We start from the raw sequence: 18,702 nt of genomic DNA, 5'->3' as shown, positions 1-18,702 counted from the left end.
AATCGTCGGCCCGTCGAGTGGGTGTCCGGCCGGTCCGCTCAAGCCTGCAGAGCCTGAACTCGGACAAGTCACGCTTGGCCCGGCCCGAACCTCGTCTCGTACAGAACGTGAGATGCTGCGGCTGAGCCTCCCGGCCCCGGCCCGCCCATTGCTAGGCTCCATTGAAGGGGCCGATTTGCCCAACCATTATCCTCGTTCGGGAAAGGGTCCCCGGACATCAGGACGAAACATCGCCGTGAAACGTTGTCCTAGTCGGTAACGGGAGATCTGAATGGACACGAGCCTCATTGCGATGAACGACGAAGCCAACCGGATCGGATCGGAGCGGCTTCTGACGCAGTTGCGCGAGGAGGGCCTGGTGTATCGTCTCTGGGTCACGGGCACGGCGAAGGGAAGCCACCTCCACATGCAGGTGGACGGGCTCGACGACGATCTCGAAGACCGGCTCGTCCGCGTCCTCAGGGGGCGGGGCATGCAGCTCGATATCCAGCCGCTGACCGCTTGAGCAGACCCGTCCGGTGAACGGCTCGACCTCCTGTGTCGCCGTTCCTCGGGCTAAGTTGCCGGCGGTCGAGCCGTCCGGCGCATCGACGTCGCGGAGATGGCCCACAGCGCCAACCCGCCCAGCGCCAGGGCCACGCCGACCCAGCCGGTGGAGGGCAGGCCGAACCCGGCGGTGAGGGCGAGGCCGGCGAGCCAGGGACCCAGGGCGTTGGCGAAGTTGAAGGCCGAGTGATTGAGCGCGGCAGCCAAGGTCTGCGCATCTTCGGCCACATCCATCAGTCGCGTCTGCAGGATGGTGGCGAGGCCGCCGCCGCAGCCGATGAGGAACACCACCGGCGCCAGGGTCCAGACGCTGCCCACCGAGAACGGGTAGAGGGCCAGAGCCACGGCCGTCCAGACCAGGGTCAGCCCGGCCGCCGGCATCAGGGCGCGGTCGGCGGCCCAGGCGCAGACGAGGTTGCCGATTGTGAGGCCTACGCCGAACACGGCGAGGACCAGCGGGATCGCCGCGGGCCCCGCGCGGGTGACCTCGATCAATGTCGAGGCGAGATAGGTATAGACCGAGAACAGGCCGCCGAACCCGATCGCGCCGATGGCGAGGGTGAGCCAGACCTGCCCGCTCCGCAGGGCCCCGAGCTCGCGTAGCGCACTTGCGCCCGAAGCCGGTCGTCCGAGGGGCGCCAGGATCCGCAGCGAAACCGCCGTCAGCAGCGCCAGGACGGCGACGAGCCCGAAGCTCCAGCGCCAGCCGACGAGCTGGCCGACGACGTTGGCCAGGGGCACGCCCGCCACCGTCGCGATGGTGAGGCCGAGGATCACCCGCGAGACCGCCTGGCTCCGCCGCTCCCGGGGGACGAGGGAGGCGGCGACGAGGGCGGCCACGCCGAAATAGGCGCCGTGCGGCAGGCCCGCCAGGAACCGGAACAGCAGCATCCCGTGATAGTTCGGGGCCAGGGCCGACAGGACGTTACCCAGCGCGAACAGCACCATCAGCCCGACGAGGAGCGTCCTGCGGGCCATCGTCGCCGCGAGCACCGCGATGACCGGCGCGCCGACGACGACGCCGAGCGCGTAGGCGCTGATCACATGGCCGGCCGTCGGCGCGTCGATGCCGAGATCGGGCGCGAAGGACGGAAGCAGGCTCATCGTGGCGAATTCGGTGGTGCCGATGGCAAAGCCGCCCATCGCCAGGGCGGTGAGGACGAGGCCGGGATGCCGGCTGGGCGCCGCATCCGGCAGGCTGAGAGCGCCGGAGCGGGTGTCGAGGGTGGTGCCGGTCATCTTGCCGCTTTCAGGTCTCGTTCGCGGTCGCCGCGCAAGGTGCAGGCCGCGTGAAGCAGGGCGAGATGGCTCAGGCCCTGCGGTGTGTTGCCGAGATGGTCGCCGGTCTCCGGATCGACCATCTCGCTCATCACGCCGACGCCCCTGGCGGCGGCGCGCAGCGTGCCGGTGAAGATCGCCTCGGCCTCGTCCTGCCGGCCGAGTTCGGCCAGGGCCTCCACCAGCCAGAACGAGCAGGCGATGAAGGCGCCCTCCTCCCTCTCGGCTCCCGAATAACGATAGAGAAGCGGGCCGCGCCCGAGTTCCCCGCGGATCGCGTCGAGGGTGGAGGACAGGCGCTCGCGCCCGTCGAAGCCGAAACGGACCGCCAGGATCAGGGAGGCGTCGAGTCGGTCGGTACCGGGATAGAACGTATAGGCTTGGCGCGCCTCAGACCAGCAATGCTCCTCGATCCAGGCCTGGATCCGGTCACGCTCGCGCGACCAGCGCGGCACGCAGGTGGCCGCGATATGGCCGGCCTCCGCCAGTTCGACGGCGCGGGCGAGCGCCTGCCAGGCGCTGATCTTCGACATCGTGTAATGCTGCGGGACTTCCAACTCCCAGATCCCGGCATCCTTCTGGCGCCAGCGGTCGGCGCATTCGTCGGCGAGATCCGCCAGAACCGTCGCGCTCTTCTGGTCGAGGATGTTGCCGTCGGCGACGAACAGGGTCGCGGTCTCGAAGATGTCGCCGTAGATCCCGTGCTGGTGCTGGCGCGCCGCCGCGTTGCCGACCCGGACCGGGCGCGAACCGCGATAACCGGCGAGGTCGAGGGAGGTCTCCTCCGGCACCTTGCCGCCGCGCAGGGTGTAGAAGACCTGCGCCCCGTGCTCGTGCAGGCGCGCGATCAGCCAAGAGAAGGCGGCCTTCGCCTCCGGCATCGCGCCGATGCGCAGGAAGGCGTTGACGGTGTAGCCGGCATCGCGGATCCAGGCGTAGCGGTAATCGTAATTCTTCGGCCCGCCGATCCGTTCGGGCAGGGACGAGGTGGCGGCGGCCGCGATGGCGCCGCTCGGCGAGTAGAGCAGCAGCTTCAGGGCGAGGCCGCTGCGCCGTACTTCGGAGCGGTGCGGGCCGTCATAGCCCAACCCCTCCGCCCAAAGCCGCCAGGCATCGTCGCTGATATCGATGCGTCCGTCGATCTCCGCGATGGTGGGGATGCCGAGCGGCTCGTCCTCACCGGCGAGAAGCGCCACGACCGCGCGCTCTCCCTCCCCCACCGTCACCGTGGCGGCGATGGTGCGGTCCTCCTCCTCGATGACATGGACGTTGTCGCTGAAGCGGATCACCCCGAGCACCGGGCCGACATGGAAGACGCAGCCATTGGGCGTCGGCTGGAGCCAGGGCGAGAGGGTGTCGCCGCGCGTGCCGAAGACGGCGCGGATCCGGAACGTGACCGTACCGGAGACGCCTTCGAGCCGGCGCGCGAGTTCGCACCAGGGCAGGCGGCCGGCGCGGCTGCTGTTGAGGGATTCGGTCACGCGTGCGGTGCCGGTCGCGGTGGTGAAGACCGTCTCCAGCACGTTGCTGTCGGTGCGGTAGCGCCGCTCCATCGTGAACGGGCCATCGGGTCGAACCTGGAAATAGCCGCCGTTGTCCGGCTCGAGAAGCCGGTCGAACAGGGGCGGCGAGTCCATCTCGGGGACGCACCACCACGCCACCGCGCCGTCCGGGCCGACGAGGACGACGGAGCGGCCATCGCCGAGCGGGGCGTAATCCTGGATCGGATATTCCGTGCCCTCGGGATCGATGCGAACGGGGCCGTCCCGCGAGGACGACGCCTCGCGGGAGTTGCACCGTGCATCGACGGTGAGGTCGGTGCCCGCCTGGGCTCGGTCATTCATTACGGGACTTGTGGAGCGAGGGACGGGGGCGGTCTGGAAACGGCCGGGCTAGTTCAGCGGAACCTTGTCCTTGCCTTTTCCGGGATTCGACGTGTTGACGAGCTCCGGCGATTTCTGTGCCGAGAGCGTCTGCTCCTGGCTCTTCGGGTCGATGCGCTTGGCGCGGGTGAAGGGTTCGAGGGTCTGAGACGTCCCGGTCTGCAGGGCGCGGACGATGCCTTCGATCACGCGGAGATCGGCGAGGCCTTCCTCGCCATCGGGCTCGGGCTCACGGTCCTCGAGAATGCAATTCGAAAAGTACTTCAGCTCGCCGCCGAAATGATCGGTGTTCTTGAAGCTGGCGTGGTTCTTGTCCTCACCGATGGTGACGGTGTGCTCCAGGGGCTTGCCGTACATGTAGGCCGGGTTGACCTCGACGCTGCCCTTGGTGCCGACGACCGAATAGCTGTCGAGGGTATTGCCGTAATAGGACAGCACGAACTGCGCGATGCGGTTCTGCGGGAAACGGAGCGTCACCGCGACGGTATCGTCGAAATCGCCGAGGCCGGCTTCGGGGTGACGGATGCCCACGGCCGAGACCACCTCCGTCGGCTCGTCGCCGAAGATGTAGCGGGCGGCGTTGATCGGATACGGACCCATGTCGAAGATCGGGCCCGCTTCGATGCCGCTCGTCGCCCGGTGGTTCTCGGGCGAGACCATCTGGGTGAAGGTCGAGGAGAAGGTCAGGAGGTCACCGAGTTGGCCGGAACGGATCAGGTCGATGGTCGCCAAGGTGCAGGGCTCGAAATGGAGGCGGTAGGCCACCATGAGCTTGGCGCCGGAGGCCTTCTGCGCCGCGATGATCTCTCTCGACTTCTCCGCCGAGATCTCCAGCGGCTTCTCGACGAGGACATGGATGCCGGCCTTCAGCGCCGGCACCGCGAACTCAGCGTGGCGCCAGTTCGGCGTGGCAAGATAGATCGCGTCGATCGTGCCCGAGGCCAGCAGCGTGTCGAACTGCTCGTAGCCATAGGATTCGGTCACGCCGTATTGCGCGCCGACGCCGCGCGCCTTCTCCGGGTCGCCGGTGACGAAGGCGACGACCTCCGAATTGCCGGTGTGCTTCACGCCGGGCAGCATGGCTTCCTGCGTGATGTCTCCGAGGGCGACGAAGGCGTAGCGGACCTTTTTCGAGGATGTCAGGCCGAGGGCGGAGGCGATGCTCATGCGGATGTCCGTGCGGTTATGCGTGGCGTGCGGCCTTGGCCGGCGTGGAAGGACAGGCCGAGCCGAGGCGCCCGCGATGTCGGGCAAAGCCGGCAGGCTACGCGACGGCAAAAGGCCCGGCAGAGCGCCATGTCGGCCGCGCGCCGGCTGTGATGAGAAAGGAACGTTGCGCTGCAGCGAATGTTTCCGCGTCGGCCGGTCGCGCCCGTCCGCCCCTGGCCTCAGCGCGAGACGGCGAGCCGCAGGATGCGCGACAGATCGGCCACCGAATAGGGTTTGCGCAGGAGCTCGAACCCATGGCTGCCCTCCTCGGCGAGGACGTGGCTGTAGCCCGAGGTGAGCACGATCGGCAGATCGGGCCATTTGCGGCGGATCGCGTGGCCGAGATCGATGCCGTTCATGCCCGGCATGACCACGTCGGAGAAAACCACCTCGAAACCGGCGGAGTCGCGCGCCAGGGCGTCGAGGGCCCGCTGCGCATCCGTCACCCAATGTGTGACGTAGCCGAGTTCCTGCAGGGCCTGGGTCGCGAAGGCACCGACCTCCGCGTTGTCCTCCACCACGAGCACCCGGGTGCCGTGCCGCTCGGCCAGGGGCGGCGGCTCGCGCACCGGCTCGGCCGCCACGGCCTCGCCCGCCGCGCGCGGCAGATAGAGGGTGAAGGTCGTGCCCTGGCCGAGGCGGCTTTCCACCACGACCTCGCCGCCCGATTGCTTGGCGAAACCGAAGACCTGAGACAGGCCGAGGCCGGTGCCCTGCCCCACGCCCTTGGTGGTGAAGAACGGCTCGAAGATCCGGTCCAGCATCTCCGGGGCGATGCCTGAGCCGGTATCGGCGACGGAGACGGCGACGAAATCACCCCGGATGCGGGGATGCGCCCGCACGGCCGGAATGGTCGTGGCGCGGCGGACCCGGATGGTCAGCCGGCCCTCGCCGTCCATGGCGTCACGGGCGTTGACGACCATGTTGACGAGCGCCGTGTCGAACTGGCTCGGATCGGCGTCGATGAGGCAGGCCAGCGGCTGTCCCGCATCGTCCCGGCCGGTCTCGATCTGAGTGACCACCTGGATGCGCGCGCCCGTGAGGGTACCGACCATGTCGGCCACGGAGGCCACGCCCTTGGCGACGTCGAAAACCTCGGGCGTCAGGGATTGCCGACGGGCGAAGGCCAGGAGCTGGCCGGTGAGCTTGGCCGCGCGCGTCACCGTATCCGAGATGGCGTCGACATAGCGCCGCCGGCGCTCCTCCGGCAGGTCGGGACGGCGCAGGAGGTCGGTGGAGGACCGGATCACGGTCAGCAGGTTGTTGAAGTCGTGGGCGACGCCGCCGGTGAGCTGGCCCACGGCTTCGAGCTTCTGCGATTGGCGGAGCTGCTCCTCCAGGGCCTTGCGCTCGGTCACGTCGCGGCCGGCGGCGTAGAAATGGTCACCCTGGGGGATCGCGTTCCAGGAGACCCAACGCTCGCTGCCATCCGCCGCCAGCTGCCGGATGTCGAGGTTGTCGAGGATGGCGCCGCTCCGCAACCGGTCCATGGCCTGCTCGGCCGCCTTGCGGTCGTCGGGATGCACGAAGGCGTCGAACCGCGCGCCGACCAGCGAATCGGCGGGCCAGCCCAGCATCTCGCTCCAGGCCGGATTGACCGACCGGTAGATTCCATCGAAGCCGCAGATCACCAGGAGGTCGCGGCTCGCGCGCCAGACGAGGTCCCGCTCCGTGGTCCGCTCGCGCGCCGTCGTCCTCAGCACGGTCTCGGCCTCGCGCCGGTCGGTGATGTCGTTGAACAGGATGGCGACGCGCCGCTGGACCGGCTCCCCGATGCGCAGGGCGTGCACGTCGAACCAGCGGCCCAGCGTCACCGCCCCGCTCTCGAACCGCACGGGATTGCCGCTCAGTGCGACCTCGCCATAGGTTTCGAGCCAGCGGGGTTCGATGCCGGGAATGACCTCGCTGACCCAGCGGCCCTCGACGTCGCCGAGGCCGGCCTGATGTTCGAAAGCGGGATTGACCTCGATGAAGCGGTAATCGATGGCGCGGCCCGTGGCGTCGAACCGCATCTCGACGATGCAGAATCCGGCATCGATGGCGTCGAACAGCGTCCGGTAGCGGGACTCGCTCTCGGCGAGCTTGCCCTCCTCGGTGCGAAAGCGGGTGACGTCGAGCTGGCTGCCGAAGAAGTAGCGCAGGCGCCCGTTCCGGTCGAAGACGGGGCTGACATAGAGCTCGTTGCGGAATGGCGTTCCGTCGCGGTGATAGTTGATGATCTCGACCACCACGTCGCGCCGCGCCGCGATGGCGTCGCGCAGGCGCGCCACATCGGCCGGGTCGGTTCCCGGCCCCTGTAGGAATCGGCAATTGTGCCCGACGAGTTCCTCGGCCGAGTAGCCGCACAGGTCCTGGAAGGCGCGGTTGGCGAAGACGATGGGATTGTCGGGCTGGTTCGGGTCGGTGATGATCTGCGGCATGCGGGTCTTCTCCGCTGCCGTGAACAGCAGTTCCGGCCCCGCCGCCGAGGTCTTCTGGCCGCTGTCCGGGGAATGGATGCCGGACGCGATCTCCGCTTTCAGCCGCGCGATCTCGGCCTCGAGTTCGGCCTCGCGCCGCCGCAGCCGATCGATGTCGTCCTCCATACTGCCCGTTCCCATCCGGCCGCCGCATTCACTCGGGCTTCGAGGACCCCAACGGGCGAACGCGCGGTCGGCTCCCTAACTCAGGTTGGGGAGACTGTCGCGCATCCCTCGATCGCCCTGCCCCGTGGCGCGAGCGCGGGGACGGCGGCGGTATTCAGCCGCGTGCGTCCTCGTCCCACTCCACCCGCGGATAGGAGACCGGCGGCTCGCGCAGCGCCCAGAGTCCCAGGCATCCGACGGCACAGACCGAAGCGCTGATGTAGAGGATGAGGTCGAGCACGAACGATGTCCTCGCGACGGGTTGGCGACGCGGCATTCTCCCGCGGCATGGCTAAGAAAGCCTGAACGCCCGCGAGACGACGCCATTTGGAGTGCCTCACAAAACTACCAGTCACGGTCGGGTCTCGTTCGGAGCGAGACGGCGCAGCGGAAGTTTTGTGAGAGACACTTAAACGCTTACGCTTGGAACTGCGTGCCAGCGGCATGGCGGCGATCGGCAGGGAATGATGCTCAACCAGCATCAGCCTTACTTGGCGTCCCGTCGGCGTCATCAGAGGAAGGAGGATCGAAAAGATCGCCTACGTATTTTGCCAGCGATTGTTCTGAACGAGCAGGGGGTGGTTCAGGAAGTTCATCCATCTCGACCACCTCAAGCGAGCTACCTGCAGCGAGCCGCCTGATGTCGCGGTCGTTGCTGTAGATGACGCTCGCTCCCTCAACGAGGGCGATGGATACGATTTGACGGTCATACTTCACTTTGGCCCAGGACGGAGATCCCTCCTTCTTGTCGCCGGCTTTGATAGCTTCCCGGTGAGCCGCTGCGGCTTCTACGGCTGCCCGCTCCGCAAAGGGAGCTACCTTGAAGCGCGCAGAGGCATTGATGATTGCGAGGTATCTCGGTGCTGCGTCACCTGCCCCGACAAGCACCTCGCTTAGGGCAGGTGCTGGAATGATGATGGTCGCCTTCTCCTTGTCGAGGGTCGCCAGGAGGTGGGTGAGGCGTGGATCCAGATTGCCCTTCTCGCCATATCGGCTGTCGAACAAGATGATGAGGAAGGAGCTATCGAAGGCAACCAGCATCTAGTGCTGGTCTCCTTGATCGCGCCGCAACCCGAGTAGATCGGTCAGCGACTGATCCCCCCATGCTCCTCCTTCTACCGCATGAAGACGCTCTACCATCTCGGCCAGAGACGAATCGTCCAGAACCTCGAAATCCTCAATGTCGAACCGCTGCAAGGTCCACGTCTTGTCTTCTTCGCGGACCCATTTTCCGCTCCCATGCACTCGCAGCTTGGCCCCAAGGTAGTGTTGGGCGAGGCGCTTCGAGACCGCAATGGAGGCTTGGCAGATGTACTCGGCCTCGCCGTCACGGAGCAGGACGGGGATTGTTTCGTCACGACCGCCGAGCCGGATGACAATACCGTCAAGCGAACCGCGCTCACGGAAGGGGCCGTACTGCATCGGCTTGGGCCGAGTCCGGCCGGGGAAGGCGATGATGTCCGCGCCCTCAGGCGGGATCAAAGTTCCAATGGCGTTATCGCGAGCAAGTAGGTTGTCGAGGGTCTTGAACGCTTCCAGGGCCTCCCTTGGGGCGCGGCCCTCCCGAACCCTTTGCAAGCGCTCCCCCACCTTGGGAATCGCTGGCTCTTCAATCCTCGAAACAAGGATGGCACTCCCAGGCTCCAGATCCTTGAAGTGGACATGTTCCTGTTCGCCAAGCAGGCGTGCGAGTCCGGCCATGTACTCGGCAAGCCGAGCCATAGGGATCGTGTCGATGCTGAATGCGTCGATCCTAAACCGGTACTCGCTCATAGCTCTGCGGTTGTGTTCTCAATCCGTTCGGTCGTCAATCGATTGAAGCGTCCCCACCATCAGAGGCGATGTGGCATCGTCTCTCGCCCATGCAAAGCGTGCGAAAGCGTGGCTGTTCCAATCTCACAAATTCGCCGAAGCTGCACAAGCTTAGCAACGATATCGGTGGCAAATTTCCGGCGATCCAGAACCTTCCCCTCTGAGCTGAGAAGTAAAAAGCGCGAAGGCCGCCAAATGGATCTTTGCGTTGAAGATCCTGCTCTTTTTGATCATCGGCCGGGCGTCGAGAATCCGCCTGTCCAAGTGGGGACGCGGGACACGTCATTGGCCGTGCCATGCCCGCCGTCATCGGCGCCTGTTCCGGATCGCTGCGCTACGGCGCGGTGGCGCGCCGGCTCGCGGCGAGGGACGCGGCCTTGCCGCCTGCCGCATAGAGGTCGAGGCGGGAATACAGGCTGAAGACCGAGCCGTCGTCGAGGAAGCCGCCGGCCGGGCCGAGGGTGGCGGTGAGGATGGCGTTGGCCTCGTCCAGGGTCACGGCCGGAAAGGCGGCCGTGAGGAGGTGTCCGGCCTCCGGCGCGACCCGCGCGACATCCACCGGCTGGCCCGACCGGTCCCGATGCACCACCGGCAGGCCGTAGGTCTGGGTGGAGGCGTAGAAGGCCCCGTTGGCGGCGGCATCCTTGAAGCGGCTCCGGTCGGCGGCGGCGCAGGCGGCCACCGTGTCGCCGCAGCCTTCGCGAAGGAAGGCCTGGAGTTCCGCGCGCGCCGCCTTCAGGGCCTCGGGATAGTCGGAGATCGTCACCGCGCCGTCGGTGGCGCGGCTCATCTCGTTGTCGACGGCCGGGTTCGCGCGGGTCTGCCCCACATAGGCGGGGTCGTTGGCCAGCAGATGGGCGACGGCGTGGAGCGCGACCGCCCTGCCTCCGAGCACGTCCATGGCGTAATGGGCGCCGACCACGATGCGGTTGTTGCCGTACTCGGCCCCGCGCGCGATCATCTGCTGGTAGCGCTCGGGCACCAGCAGGGCGAGGAGCAGCGATTCCGTGTAGCCGTAGGTGGTGTGGCCGCTCGGATAGGACGGGCTGTCCGTGAGGTTCTGTTTCGGCCCGCGCAGCCAGTCCATGCTGTGGGAGGCGGCGCCGAAATAATCCTCGCCGCGATAGGCGAGAAGGCTCGGCTCGGTCTGGAACGGGCGCGAATTGCCGAAGGCGTCGGCACCCGGCGTCCCGGCGGGACGGCCATAGGCCTTGCCGAAGACATCCGCCGTGCCGCCGACTTTGGTGAGGATGGCGCGGGCGGGTTCGGAGACGGGGGCCTCGCCATTCGTCGTCGCGTTGGCGAAGAAGTACTTCCCCGCATTCGAATCCGACTTGGTGATGTTGTTGGTGTAGCCGATCAGGCGGGCGAGGCTGCCCGAAACACTGGTGAAGGTCTTGAAGTCCTCGTAGCGCGCCTTGGCCTGGTAGGCATCTCCCAGTGCGGTGCCGAGGCCGTCGGCGAGCTGCGCGGCGTTGCCGTCGGTGATGAAGCAATCGCGCAGGGCGAGGCGCTGCTGCTCGGCGAAGGGCAGCAGCAGGGGCTGCGGGTGCCGCCCCATCTGGATGTCGCCGGTGACCGTGAGGTTCGCCGCCAGCGCAGCCTTGCCCTCCGCCGTCGCCGGCAGGGCGCTCACCGGCGCCAGCCCGCGCAGGGCCTCGAGATTCGTCGCCGATTGTGCCAGCGCGTGAGCGGGCGCCAGGGCGAGGCATGCGATGAGCCCGAGCGTGCGGGCCGTGTTCGTGCGTGGTCTGGTCATGGCACCGGAATCAGGCTGTCGTGGCGGTGGCGCAGGCTAGCAGAGTGCTCCGCCCATCGCCGCCGGTTTTCGCGGCGGACCACGCGCACCATTCCGTGACGCCTGCGTGACCCGTTCTCCGGCGGCGGGTCGAAGACCGCCCCTGACGGAATGTTCCTCGGAGACTTATCCGCGCTTGGCGCTAATGGTGCATCTCGGCTCCCACTGAGCCAAAGCCCATCGGGACCGATGACCGCCCATAAGCCGCTTTCCATGTGTTGCCGCATGATCCCCCGTCCTTGCGGCCCGTCGCCGGTCGCGCGCCGGTCGTGTCCGTTCGGCGAGGCCCGCAGGCCCGGTCCGGCACGAGGGGAATCGGCGTGAGCGAGCTCGACGGCTGGGCCGAACGCCACCGCATCGCCGAGCAGGCGCGGGGCGAGCGCGCATGGTCCCTATGGGGGCCGTATCTCGCCGAGCGCCAATGGGGGACGGTGCGGGAGGATTACAGCCGCGACGGCAATGCCTGGCGCTCGCTGCCGCATGAGGAGGCACGCTCGCGCGCCTATCGCTGGGGCGAGGACGGGCTGGCGGGGATCTGCGACGAGCGTGCGCAGATGTGCCTGTCCCTCGCCCTGTGGAACGGCCGGGACCACATCCTGAAGGAACGGCTCTTCGGCCTAACCAACGAGGAGGGCAATCACGGCGAGGACGTCAAGGAGGTCTATCACTACCTCGACGCGACCCCGAGCCACGCCTACCTGAAGTTCCTCTACCGTTATCCGCAGGCCGCCTTCCCGTATGAGGACCTCGTCCGCGAGGGGCTGCGCCGTGGCCGTGATCAGCCCGAATACGAGATCGAGGCGACCGGAATCTTCGACGGGGACCGGTTCTTCGACGTGACCGTCGAATACGCCAAGGAAGATATCGACGACATCCACGCCGTCATTACCGTGACCAACCGCGGTCCGGACGCCGCCGACCTGCGTGTCGTGCCCCAGCTCTGGTTCCGCAACATCTGGTCGTGGCGCGAGGGACCGGCCGAATCGCGCCCGCGCATGGCGGTCCAGCCCGATGGCGGCATCGCCTGCGAGCATCCGCGCCTCGGCCGCTACCGGCTCTCCTTCGACGGCGAGCCCGAGGTGCTGTTCTGCGAGAACGACACCAACCTGCGCCTGCATGGCTGGCAGCCCGATGCCGCCGGCCCGTTCAAGGACGGGCTCCACGCGGCCATCGTCGGGGGCGACGAATCCGCCGTGCGGAGGGATGGGGGGACCAAGCTCGGCCTGCATTACGCCTTCCGCCTCGCGCCCGGCGAAACCCGGCGGGTCACCCTGAGGCTGTCGGCGGGATCGCGGCCCCGTCCGGTCGACCACGAGGGCGCCATCCTGCTGCGCCGCGTCGCCGAGGCGGATGCGTTCTACGATGCGTTGCAGGACGGGATCGCCGATGCGGATTCCCGCGCGATCTTCCGCCAGGCCGCCGCCGGGCTGATCTGGTCGAAACAGTTCTATTGCTTCGATGTCCGGCTCTGGCTGAAGGGCGATCCGCTCCAGCCCGCCCCACCCCACGAGCGCGATGGCGGGCGTAACATCCATTGGCGTCATTTCGCCGGGTCCGACGTGCTCTCGATGCCGGACAAGTGGGAATATCCCTGGTTCGCGGCCTGGGACCTCGCCTTCCACTGCCTGCCGCTGGCGCTGCTCGACCCGGATTTCGCCAAGAAGCAGCTCCTGCTCCTCACCCGCGAATGGTACATGCACCCCAATGGCCAGCTTCCGGCCTATGAATGGGAGTTCGGCGACGCCAACCCGCCGGTCCATGCCTGGGCCACCTACCGGGTGTTCGAGATCGACCGTGACCGGCGCGGCGGGCGCGGCGACCTCGCCTTCCTCGAAGGCGTCTTCCACAAGCTCCTGATCAACTTCACCTGGTGGGTGAACCGCAAGGATGCCGACGGCCGCAACGTCTTCCAGGGCGGCTTCCTCGGCCTCGACAATGTCGGCGTGTTCGACCGGTCGCGGCCGCCGCCCGGCTTCGGCCGCATCCACCAGGCCGACGGCACCGCCTGGATGGCGATGTATTCGCTCAACATGATGCGCATCGCCCTCGAACTCGCGCTCCACAACGACGTCTACGAAAGCACCGCCTCGAAGTTCTTCGAGCATTTCCTCCTCATCGCCGAGGCGATGACCGATATGGGTGGCGAGGGCTTCGGCCTGTGGGACGAGGAGGACGAGTTCTACTACGACGAGGTCGACATTCCCGGCGGCGGGATGCTGCCGTTGCGGGTCCGCTCCGTGGTGGGACTGGTGCCGCTCTTCGCCGTCGAGGTGATCGAACCCTCGGTGCTGCAGCGGCTGCCGGATTTCGCCCGGCGCCTGAACTGGCTCCTCGAGAACCGCCCCCACCTCGCCTGCCTCGTCTCGCGCTGGGACGAGGGCGGCGTCGGCGACCGCAAGCTGCTGTCGCTCCTGCGCGGCCACCGGATGAAGGCGCTGCTGCGGCGCATGCTCGACGAGGCCGAGTTCCTCTCGACCCACGGCGTGCGCTCCCTGTCGAAAGCGCATCTGGAGCGGCCCTATTCCCTCAACGGGTTCGGCGACGCGTTCACGGTTCGCTACGACCCGGCGGATTCCACATCGAACATGTTCGGCGGCAATTCGAACTGGCGCGGCCCGGTCTGGATGCCGATCAACTACCTCGTCGTTGAGGCGTTGCGACGGTTCCATTCCTATTACGGCGACGATTTCGTGGTGGAATATCCGACGGGATCGGGTGTCTTCGTCACCCTCAACGCCATCGCGGACGCCCTCACCGACCGCCTGATCTCCCTCTTCGCCAAGGGCGAGGACGGAAAGCGCCCGGCCTTCGGCGATCGCCCGCCGATCGCCTCCGCGCCCGGCGCCGAAGAGGCCCTGCTGTTCCACGAGTTCTTCGACGGCGATACCGGCCGCGGCCTCGGTGCCTCGCACCAGACCGGCTGGACGGCGCTGATCCTCAACCTCCTGCACCAGAAGGCGCGCCAGACGGAGGTGGAGAAGGGGAGAGCGGTGGACTGACGGGCCATGCGAGGGGCAACCGAACGGCCATGCCGCAGCCACGAACCTCGATCCGTCTTGTTGTGGCGCTGCAACACTACGACGAATTGATGCCAATCCGGAAACGAGCTGTAGTTTAGAAATGTCGTTCGGGAAAACATTTGTCCCGAAAAGACAAAGGTTTGCTCACTTGAAAGACGAGTTATTTAGAAAACATACAAAGTACCACCCGGCTTGCATAATGAGCGGCTCGCTTCTTTGCTCGGAGGCACGGTCATCAAGCGATGCTGCCATGATCCAAAGTGGGTGGTACTGGTATCATGCCAACGGTTTCAGTCGATGCGCTGCATCGTAGCGAGGGCCTGAAGCTTCAACGCTTTCTGCTTCGGCTGCTCGACAATCCCGCCGACGCCGCCGATGCGATGCAGGAAACCTATCTCCGCCTCATCAAGGCGCTCAACAGGACCGAGATCGAGCACCCGCCGATCTTCCTGTTTTTCGTGGCCCGCAACGTCGCCAACAGCTTGGGAAAGCGTCGCCGGTTCGAGGCCGATCTGTTCCGGCAGGTGACGGACGTACACCTCGCCAGCGGTGTCGACGAGACGATCCGCACGGAGGAGCAGGTCGTCGCGCGCCAGCAGCTCCGCTTGGTCGCGGCCGCCATCGACGAGCTGCCGCCACGGTGCCGGGAGGTCTTTCTGCTCAGTGCCTTCGATGGACTCGCGAACGGAGAGATCGCAGCGCGGCTCGGCATCAGCCGCAACATGGTCGAGAAGCACCTCATGAAGGCGCTGCTTCATACACGCCGTCGCTGCGCCGACTTCTTCTAGTGTTGCGATGCTCCGACCCCGTATGTCGTGAGCTTGCGATCCGGCACGTCCGCTATGAAGGACCGGGTCGGCCTATCCCCCCCTCGGCACATCGATAGAGCGGCATGAACGAAGGCATCTCACCGGATGCATCGCCCGGAGGGGAGGACGATCCCGTCTATGAGGCCGCCGCCTTCTGGGTCGTACGGCTTACCTCGGCCGATGCGAGCAGTGCAGATCGAAAGGCCTTCGAGGTCTGGCGCAGGGCCGATCCGGCCCATGCCGAAGCCTATGCGGAGATGGAGACGTGGCGTCGGACCATGGGCCAAGTGCCCGATCCGCGCGAGCGTAAGTCCAGGCGGGCCGTGGGGCTGAGCGCCGTCGTGGCGATCGCCTTCGCCGGAATCGCGGGGGCTCAGCTCGGTCTGATCGATCGCCTGCGGGCCGATGCGTGGACGGGTGTGGGCGAGATCGAAACCCGCACCCTGGTCGACGGGAGCCGGATCGACCTCAACACCGACACGGCGGTCGCGCTGCGTTTCACGGCCGAGGAGCGCGCCGTCGATCTCCTCCGAGGCGAAGCGGTGTTCGATGTCGTGCCCGATCCGCGGCGTCCCTTCATCGTGCGCGGGAACGGTGTCAGTGCCCGCGCTGTCGGAACCCGCTTCTACGTGCGGGTCGATGGAGCCGCCGATCCCGTCGGCGTTGCCGAGGGGCGTGTCGATGTCTCGACGGCGGTCGGTCACACGCTGCTCCATCCGGGTGAGGTCGCGTTCCGGGACGAGGGCGACCGCCCCGTCGCGCGGCAGGGAAATGTCGCAGAGGCGATGTCGTGGCGAGACGGTAAGCTCTCGTTTTCCGGCCAAAGTCTCCGGCAGGTCATCGCCGAACTCGAGCGCTATCGGCGCGGCCGGATCTTGCTGATGGATTCCTCCGTCGGCGAGCGGCGCTTCAGCGGCACGCTCGATCCACGCGATACCGACGAGGCGCTCGACGTGCTGGTTACCGCGATGGGGATCCGCGTCACCCGCCTGACGCCGTTCGTGATCCTGGTGCGTTAGCCGCCCTTGTCCGACGCGCGAAAAAAGTTTCGGGGCGGACGTCAGGAGATGCGCCGGTCGACGGTCTATCTGCGCAGGGACGAAGAAGCGCGAAGCGCACCGCCCCGGTTTTGGACGGATGGGGCCGATGATGGTGATGCAGGATCGAGATGTCGGGGCGCGCTGGCTCGCGCGGGGAGCGTGGATCGGCGTCTCGCTCATCGCGATGAACCAGGTCGCGGCGGCTCAGCAGCCCTCCACCGCGCGCCGGCTCTTCCAAACCCTGCCCCGGTTCGACCTCGTCCCGGGCTCGACACGGATGGCGGAGCATTCCGCCGAACAGACCACGATCCGCGTCAGGGTCTCCATCGAGGCCGGCCCGCTCGAGCCGGCACTCGCGGCCCTATCCAAACAGGTGCAGCTCAAGCTGGCCTACAAGACGTCACTGACCGAAAATCTTTTCACGGCGGGCGTCGCCGGCGATCTCCTGCCCCTCGAGGCCTTGGCCAAGCTGCTGGAGAACACCGGATTGACGTATCGCTCGGCCGGCACGTCAACCATCACGCTCGTCAATCCGCGCTTCGTCCAGCTCGAAGCGCCGACGGCGCCGCCGGGAGGTGTCCTCCTCGACGAGCTTTCGGTGGAGGCGCAGCGCGCGAGCGCCGCGGATTCGATGTCGGCCGCCTCACGCTTGTCCGCCCCCTATGCCGGGGGCCAGGTCGCACGGGGGGGACGGATCGGTTTGCTCGGCAATGTCGACACGGCGAAAACGCCGTTCAACGTCACGAGCTACACGGATCGCTTCATCCGGGACCAGCAGGCGAGCACCGTGTCCGAGGCACTCATCCTCGATCCCTCCGTCCGGGCCACGCAGACGACGGGCGCGCCCTTCGACTCTTTCTCCATCCGCGGCTTTCCCATCAACGAGGGGACCAGCGGCGAGATCGCCTTCGACGGGATCTACGGCGTTGCGCCGAGCCTGCGTGTCCTCACCGACTATGCCGAGCGCATCGAAGTCCTGAAGGGTCCCTCGGCGGCACTCTCGGGGATCGCTCCGAACGGGGGAATCGGGGGCGTCATCAACGTGGTGCCCAAACGTGCGGGCGAGGATCTGACGCGTGTCACCCTCGATTACGGTTCGATCGCACGCGGCGGCGGCCAACTGGACATGGCGCGGCGCTACGGCGCGAACCGGGAATGGGGGGCGCGGTTCGTCGGCAGCCTGCGGGGCGGCGACACGCCCATCGATCGTCAATCCGAAACGACGGGGGTCGCGTCGCTCGCCCTCGATTACCAGGGGGACCGCTTCCGTGCGTGGCTCTACCTCCTGGCGCAGAACGATCGCTTCACCGCTCCTCTGCGTCCTTTCCTTCTCAGGGCCGGCGTGCCCGTACCGAGGGCCGCCGACGGTCGTATGAACGTGAGCCAACCCTGGGAGTACTCGAAGGTGGACGATCGCGGCGGTCTGCTGCGCATGGAGTACGACCTGAGCGACCAGATCACCCTCTTCGGCGACATCGGCGGTTCGCAAACGGGTGTCGAGCGTTACTTCGCGTCCGCACCGACCATCACCAACGTCCTCGGCGACACCACGACGGCCCCGCAATACTACAATCTCGGCGTCGACCGGCTCACCTACGACGCGGGCATCCGGACCAAGTTCGAGACCGGATTCATCCGCCACGCCTTCGCGGTACAGACCTCGGTCTACACGGAGGATACGGGACGGGATCTTTCCGCCGTGCGCGGCAGCTATCTGTCGAACATCTACAATCCCGTCCTCGCCCCCTACATCGCTCCGGTCATCTCGTCGTCTCGGCCGCGCCTGTCCGACACTACGCTGACGGGGGTTTCGGTGGCGGACACGATGTCCGTCCTCGATGAGCGCATTCTCCTCACGGTGGGCGTGCGTCAGCAGCGTATCGAGGCCCGCAACTACGTCTCGAACGTGGGCACCCTGGCCTCGTCCTACGACCAGAGCGCGACCAGTCCCCTCGTCGGTCTCGTCGTACGACCCTGGGAGAACATCTCCCTCTACGGCAACTATATCGAGGGTCTGAGCCGTGGCGACATCGCTCCGGCCACCGCGACCAACTTCGGGGAGGTGTTGGCGCCCTACGTCGCGCAACAGGTCGAGGCCGGCGTGAAGGTGGATTTCGGCCGGATCGGCACCTCCTTCAGCGCCTTCCAGATCACGCGGCCCATCGGCGAACTGAGCCCGGACAGCCGCTATGCCCAAACCGGCGAACAGACCGTGAGCGGCCTGGAGTTCAACGTCTATGGCGAGATCGCACCGGAGCTGCGTGTCCTCGGCGGCCTCACCTTGCTCGACGGCGTGCGCACGCGATCCGCGCTGGCCGCCAATGTGGGCAATCGGCCGATCGGCGTACCCGATGTGCAACTCAATCTCGGAGCCGAGTGGGATCTGCCCTGGGTCCCAGGCCTGACCCTGAACGGCGCTGTCATCTATACGGGGCGGCAATTCGTCGATACGGCGAACGCCCAGGCCCTGCCGGATTGGGCCCGTCTCGATCTCGGACTTCGCTACGCGACCTTGCTGGAAGGGCGCCGGACGACGTTCCGCGCCAATGTGGTGAACGTGACGGGGACGAATTACTGGACCGGCGTGGCGTCGTTCGGCACGTTCTTCCAGGGGGCGCCGCGCACCTACCTGCTGTCGATGTCGATCGACCTCTGATCGGCGACTTTGCGTTCCGCGCGAGTT

Annotated in this window: 13 protein-coding genes; 5 read left to right on the top strand and 8 right to left on the bottom strand. The window is 66.9% G+C overall.

Annotated elements, in window-relative coordinates; all coding sequences use genetic code 11:
- Positions 1 to 271: 271 nt before the first annotated feature.
- Positions 272 to 505, top strand: a complete 234-nt coding sequence (locus IPV08_RS10930; protein WP_207411897.1) for a hypothetical protein — start codon at positions 272 to 274, stop codon at positions 503 to 505.
- Positions 506 to 555: 50 nt separating this feature from the next.
- On the opposite strand, the gene IPV08_RS10925 is transcribed toward IPV08_RS10930, so the two are convergent.
- From IPV08_RS10925 to IPV08_RS10895, 8 genes are all read right to left on the bottom strand, one after another.
- Complete coding sequence (locus IPV08_RS10925) at positions 556 to 1,785, bottom strand: MFS transporter (protein WP_056425393.1); 1,230 nt, start codon at positions 1,783 to 1,785, stop codon at positions 556 to 558.
- Complete coding sequence (locus tag IPV08_RS10920; RefSeq protein WP_207411896.1) at positions 1,782 to 3,668, bottom strand: glycoside hydrolase family 15 protein; 1,887 nt, start codon at positions 3,666 to 3,668, stop codon at positions 1,782 to 1,784. Before IPV08_RS10920 ends, IPV08_RS10925 begins: the two co-directional genes overlap by 4 nt.
- A gap of 48 nt (positions 3,669 to 3,716) precedes the next feature.
- Positions 3,717 to 4,874 carry a Gfo/Idh/MocA family oxidoreductase gene (locus IPV08_RS10915; protein WP_207411895.1) on the bottom strand — a complete coding sequence of 386 codons (1,158 nt, stop codon included), beginning with the start codon at positions 4,872 to 4,874 and terminating at the stop codon, positions 3,717 to 3,719.
- A gap of 221 nt (positions 4,875 to 5,095) precedes the next feature.
- A complete protein-coding gene (locus IPV08_RS10910; protein WP_207411894.1) occupies positions 5,096 to 7,501 on the bottom strand; it encodes a PAS domain S-box protein in 2,406 nt (801 codons plus the stop codon).
- A 154-nt stretch (positions 7,502 to 7,655) separates the two neighbouring features.
- Positions 7,656 to 7,781, bottom strand: a complete 126-nt coding sequence (locus tag IPV08_RS24935; RefSeq protein ID WP_280136546.1) for a hypothetical protein — start codon at positions 7,779 to 7,781, stop codon at positions 7,656 to 7,658.
- 230 nt (positions 7,782 to 8,011) lie between these two features.
- Entirely contained in the window at positions 8,012 to 8,581 is a 570-nt protein-coding gene (locus tag IPV08_RS10905; protein ID WP_207411893.1) for a type II toxin-antitoxin system VapC family toxin, read from the bottom strand.
- Positions 8,582 to 9,313, bottom strand: coding sequence for a hypothetical protein (locus tag IPV08_RS10900; RefSeq protein WP_207411892.1), 732 nt, complete (start codon positions 9,311 to 9,313; stop codon positions 8,582 to 8,584).
- A 373-nt stretch (positions 9,314 to 9,686) separates the two neighbouring features.
- A complete protein-coding gene (locus tag IPV08_RS10895) occupies positions 9,687 to 11,111 on the bottom strand; it encodes a phosphatase PAP2 family protein (RefSeq protein WP_207411891.1) in 1,425 nt (474 codons plus the stop codon).
- A gap of 359 nt (positions 11,112 to 11,470) precedes the next feature.
- Here IPV08_RS10895 and IPV08_RS10890 point away from each other — a divergent pair, with 359 nt between their 5' ends.
- The 4 genes from IPV08_RS10890 (at position 11,471) to IPV08_RS10875 (ending at position 18,675) form a co-directional block, all read left to right on the top strand.
- Positions 11,471 to 14,149, top strand: coding sequence for a glucosidase (locus tag IPV08_RS10890; protein ID WP_207411890.1), 2,679 nt, complete (start codon positions 11,471 to 11,473; stop codon positions 14,147 to 14,149).
- Positions 14,150 to 14,448: 299 nt separating this feature from the next.
- Positions 14,449 to 14,958, top strand: a complete 510-nt coding sequence (locus IPV08_RS10885) for a sigma-70 family RNA polymerase sigma factor (RefSeq protein WP_082470168.1) — start codon at positions 14,449 to 14,451, stop codon at positions 14,956 to 14,958.
- 104 nt (positions 14,959 to 15,062) lie between these two features.
- Complete coding sequence (locus IPV08_RS10880; RefSeq protein ID WP_207411889.1) at positions 15,063 to 15,998, top strand: FecR family protein; 936 nt, start codon at positions 15,063 to 15,065, stop codon at positions 15,996 to 15,998.
- Positions 15,999 to 16,125: 127 nt separating this feature from the next.
- Positions 16,126 to 18,675 (top strand): TonB-dependent receptor, encoded by a 2,550-nt coding sequence (locus IPV08_RS10875; protein WP_246747899.1) that lies wholly within the window; start codon positions 16,126 to 16,128, stop codon positions 18,673 to 18,675.
- Positions 18,676 to 18,702 lie beyond the last annotated feature (27 nt).

Origin of the sequence: Methylobacterium sp. SD274, assembly GCF_017355285.1 — a bacterium.
Taxonomy (GTDB): Bacteria; Pseudomonadota; Alphaproteobacteria; order Rhizobiales; family Beijerinckiaceae; genus Methylobacterium.
This window is presented reverse-complemented; position numbering and strand designations above follow the sequence as displayed.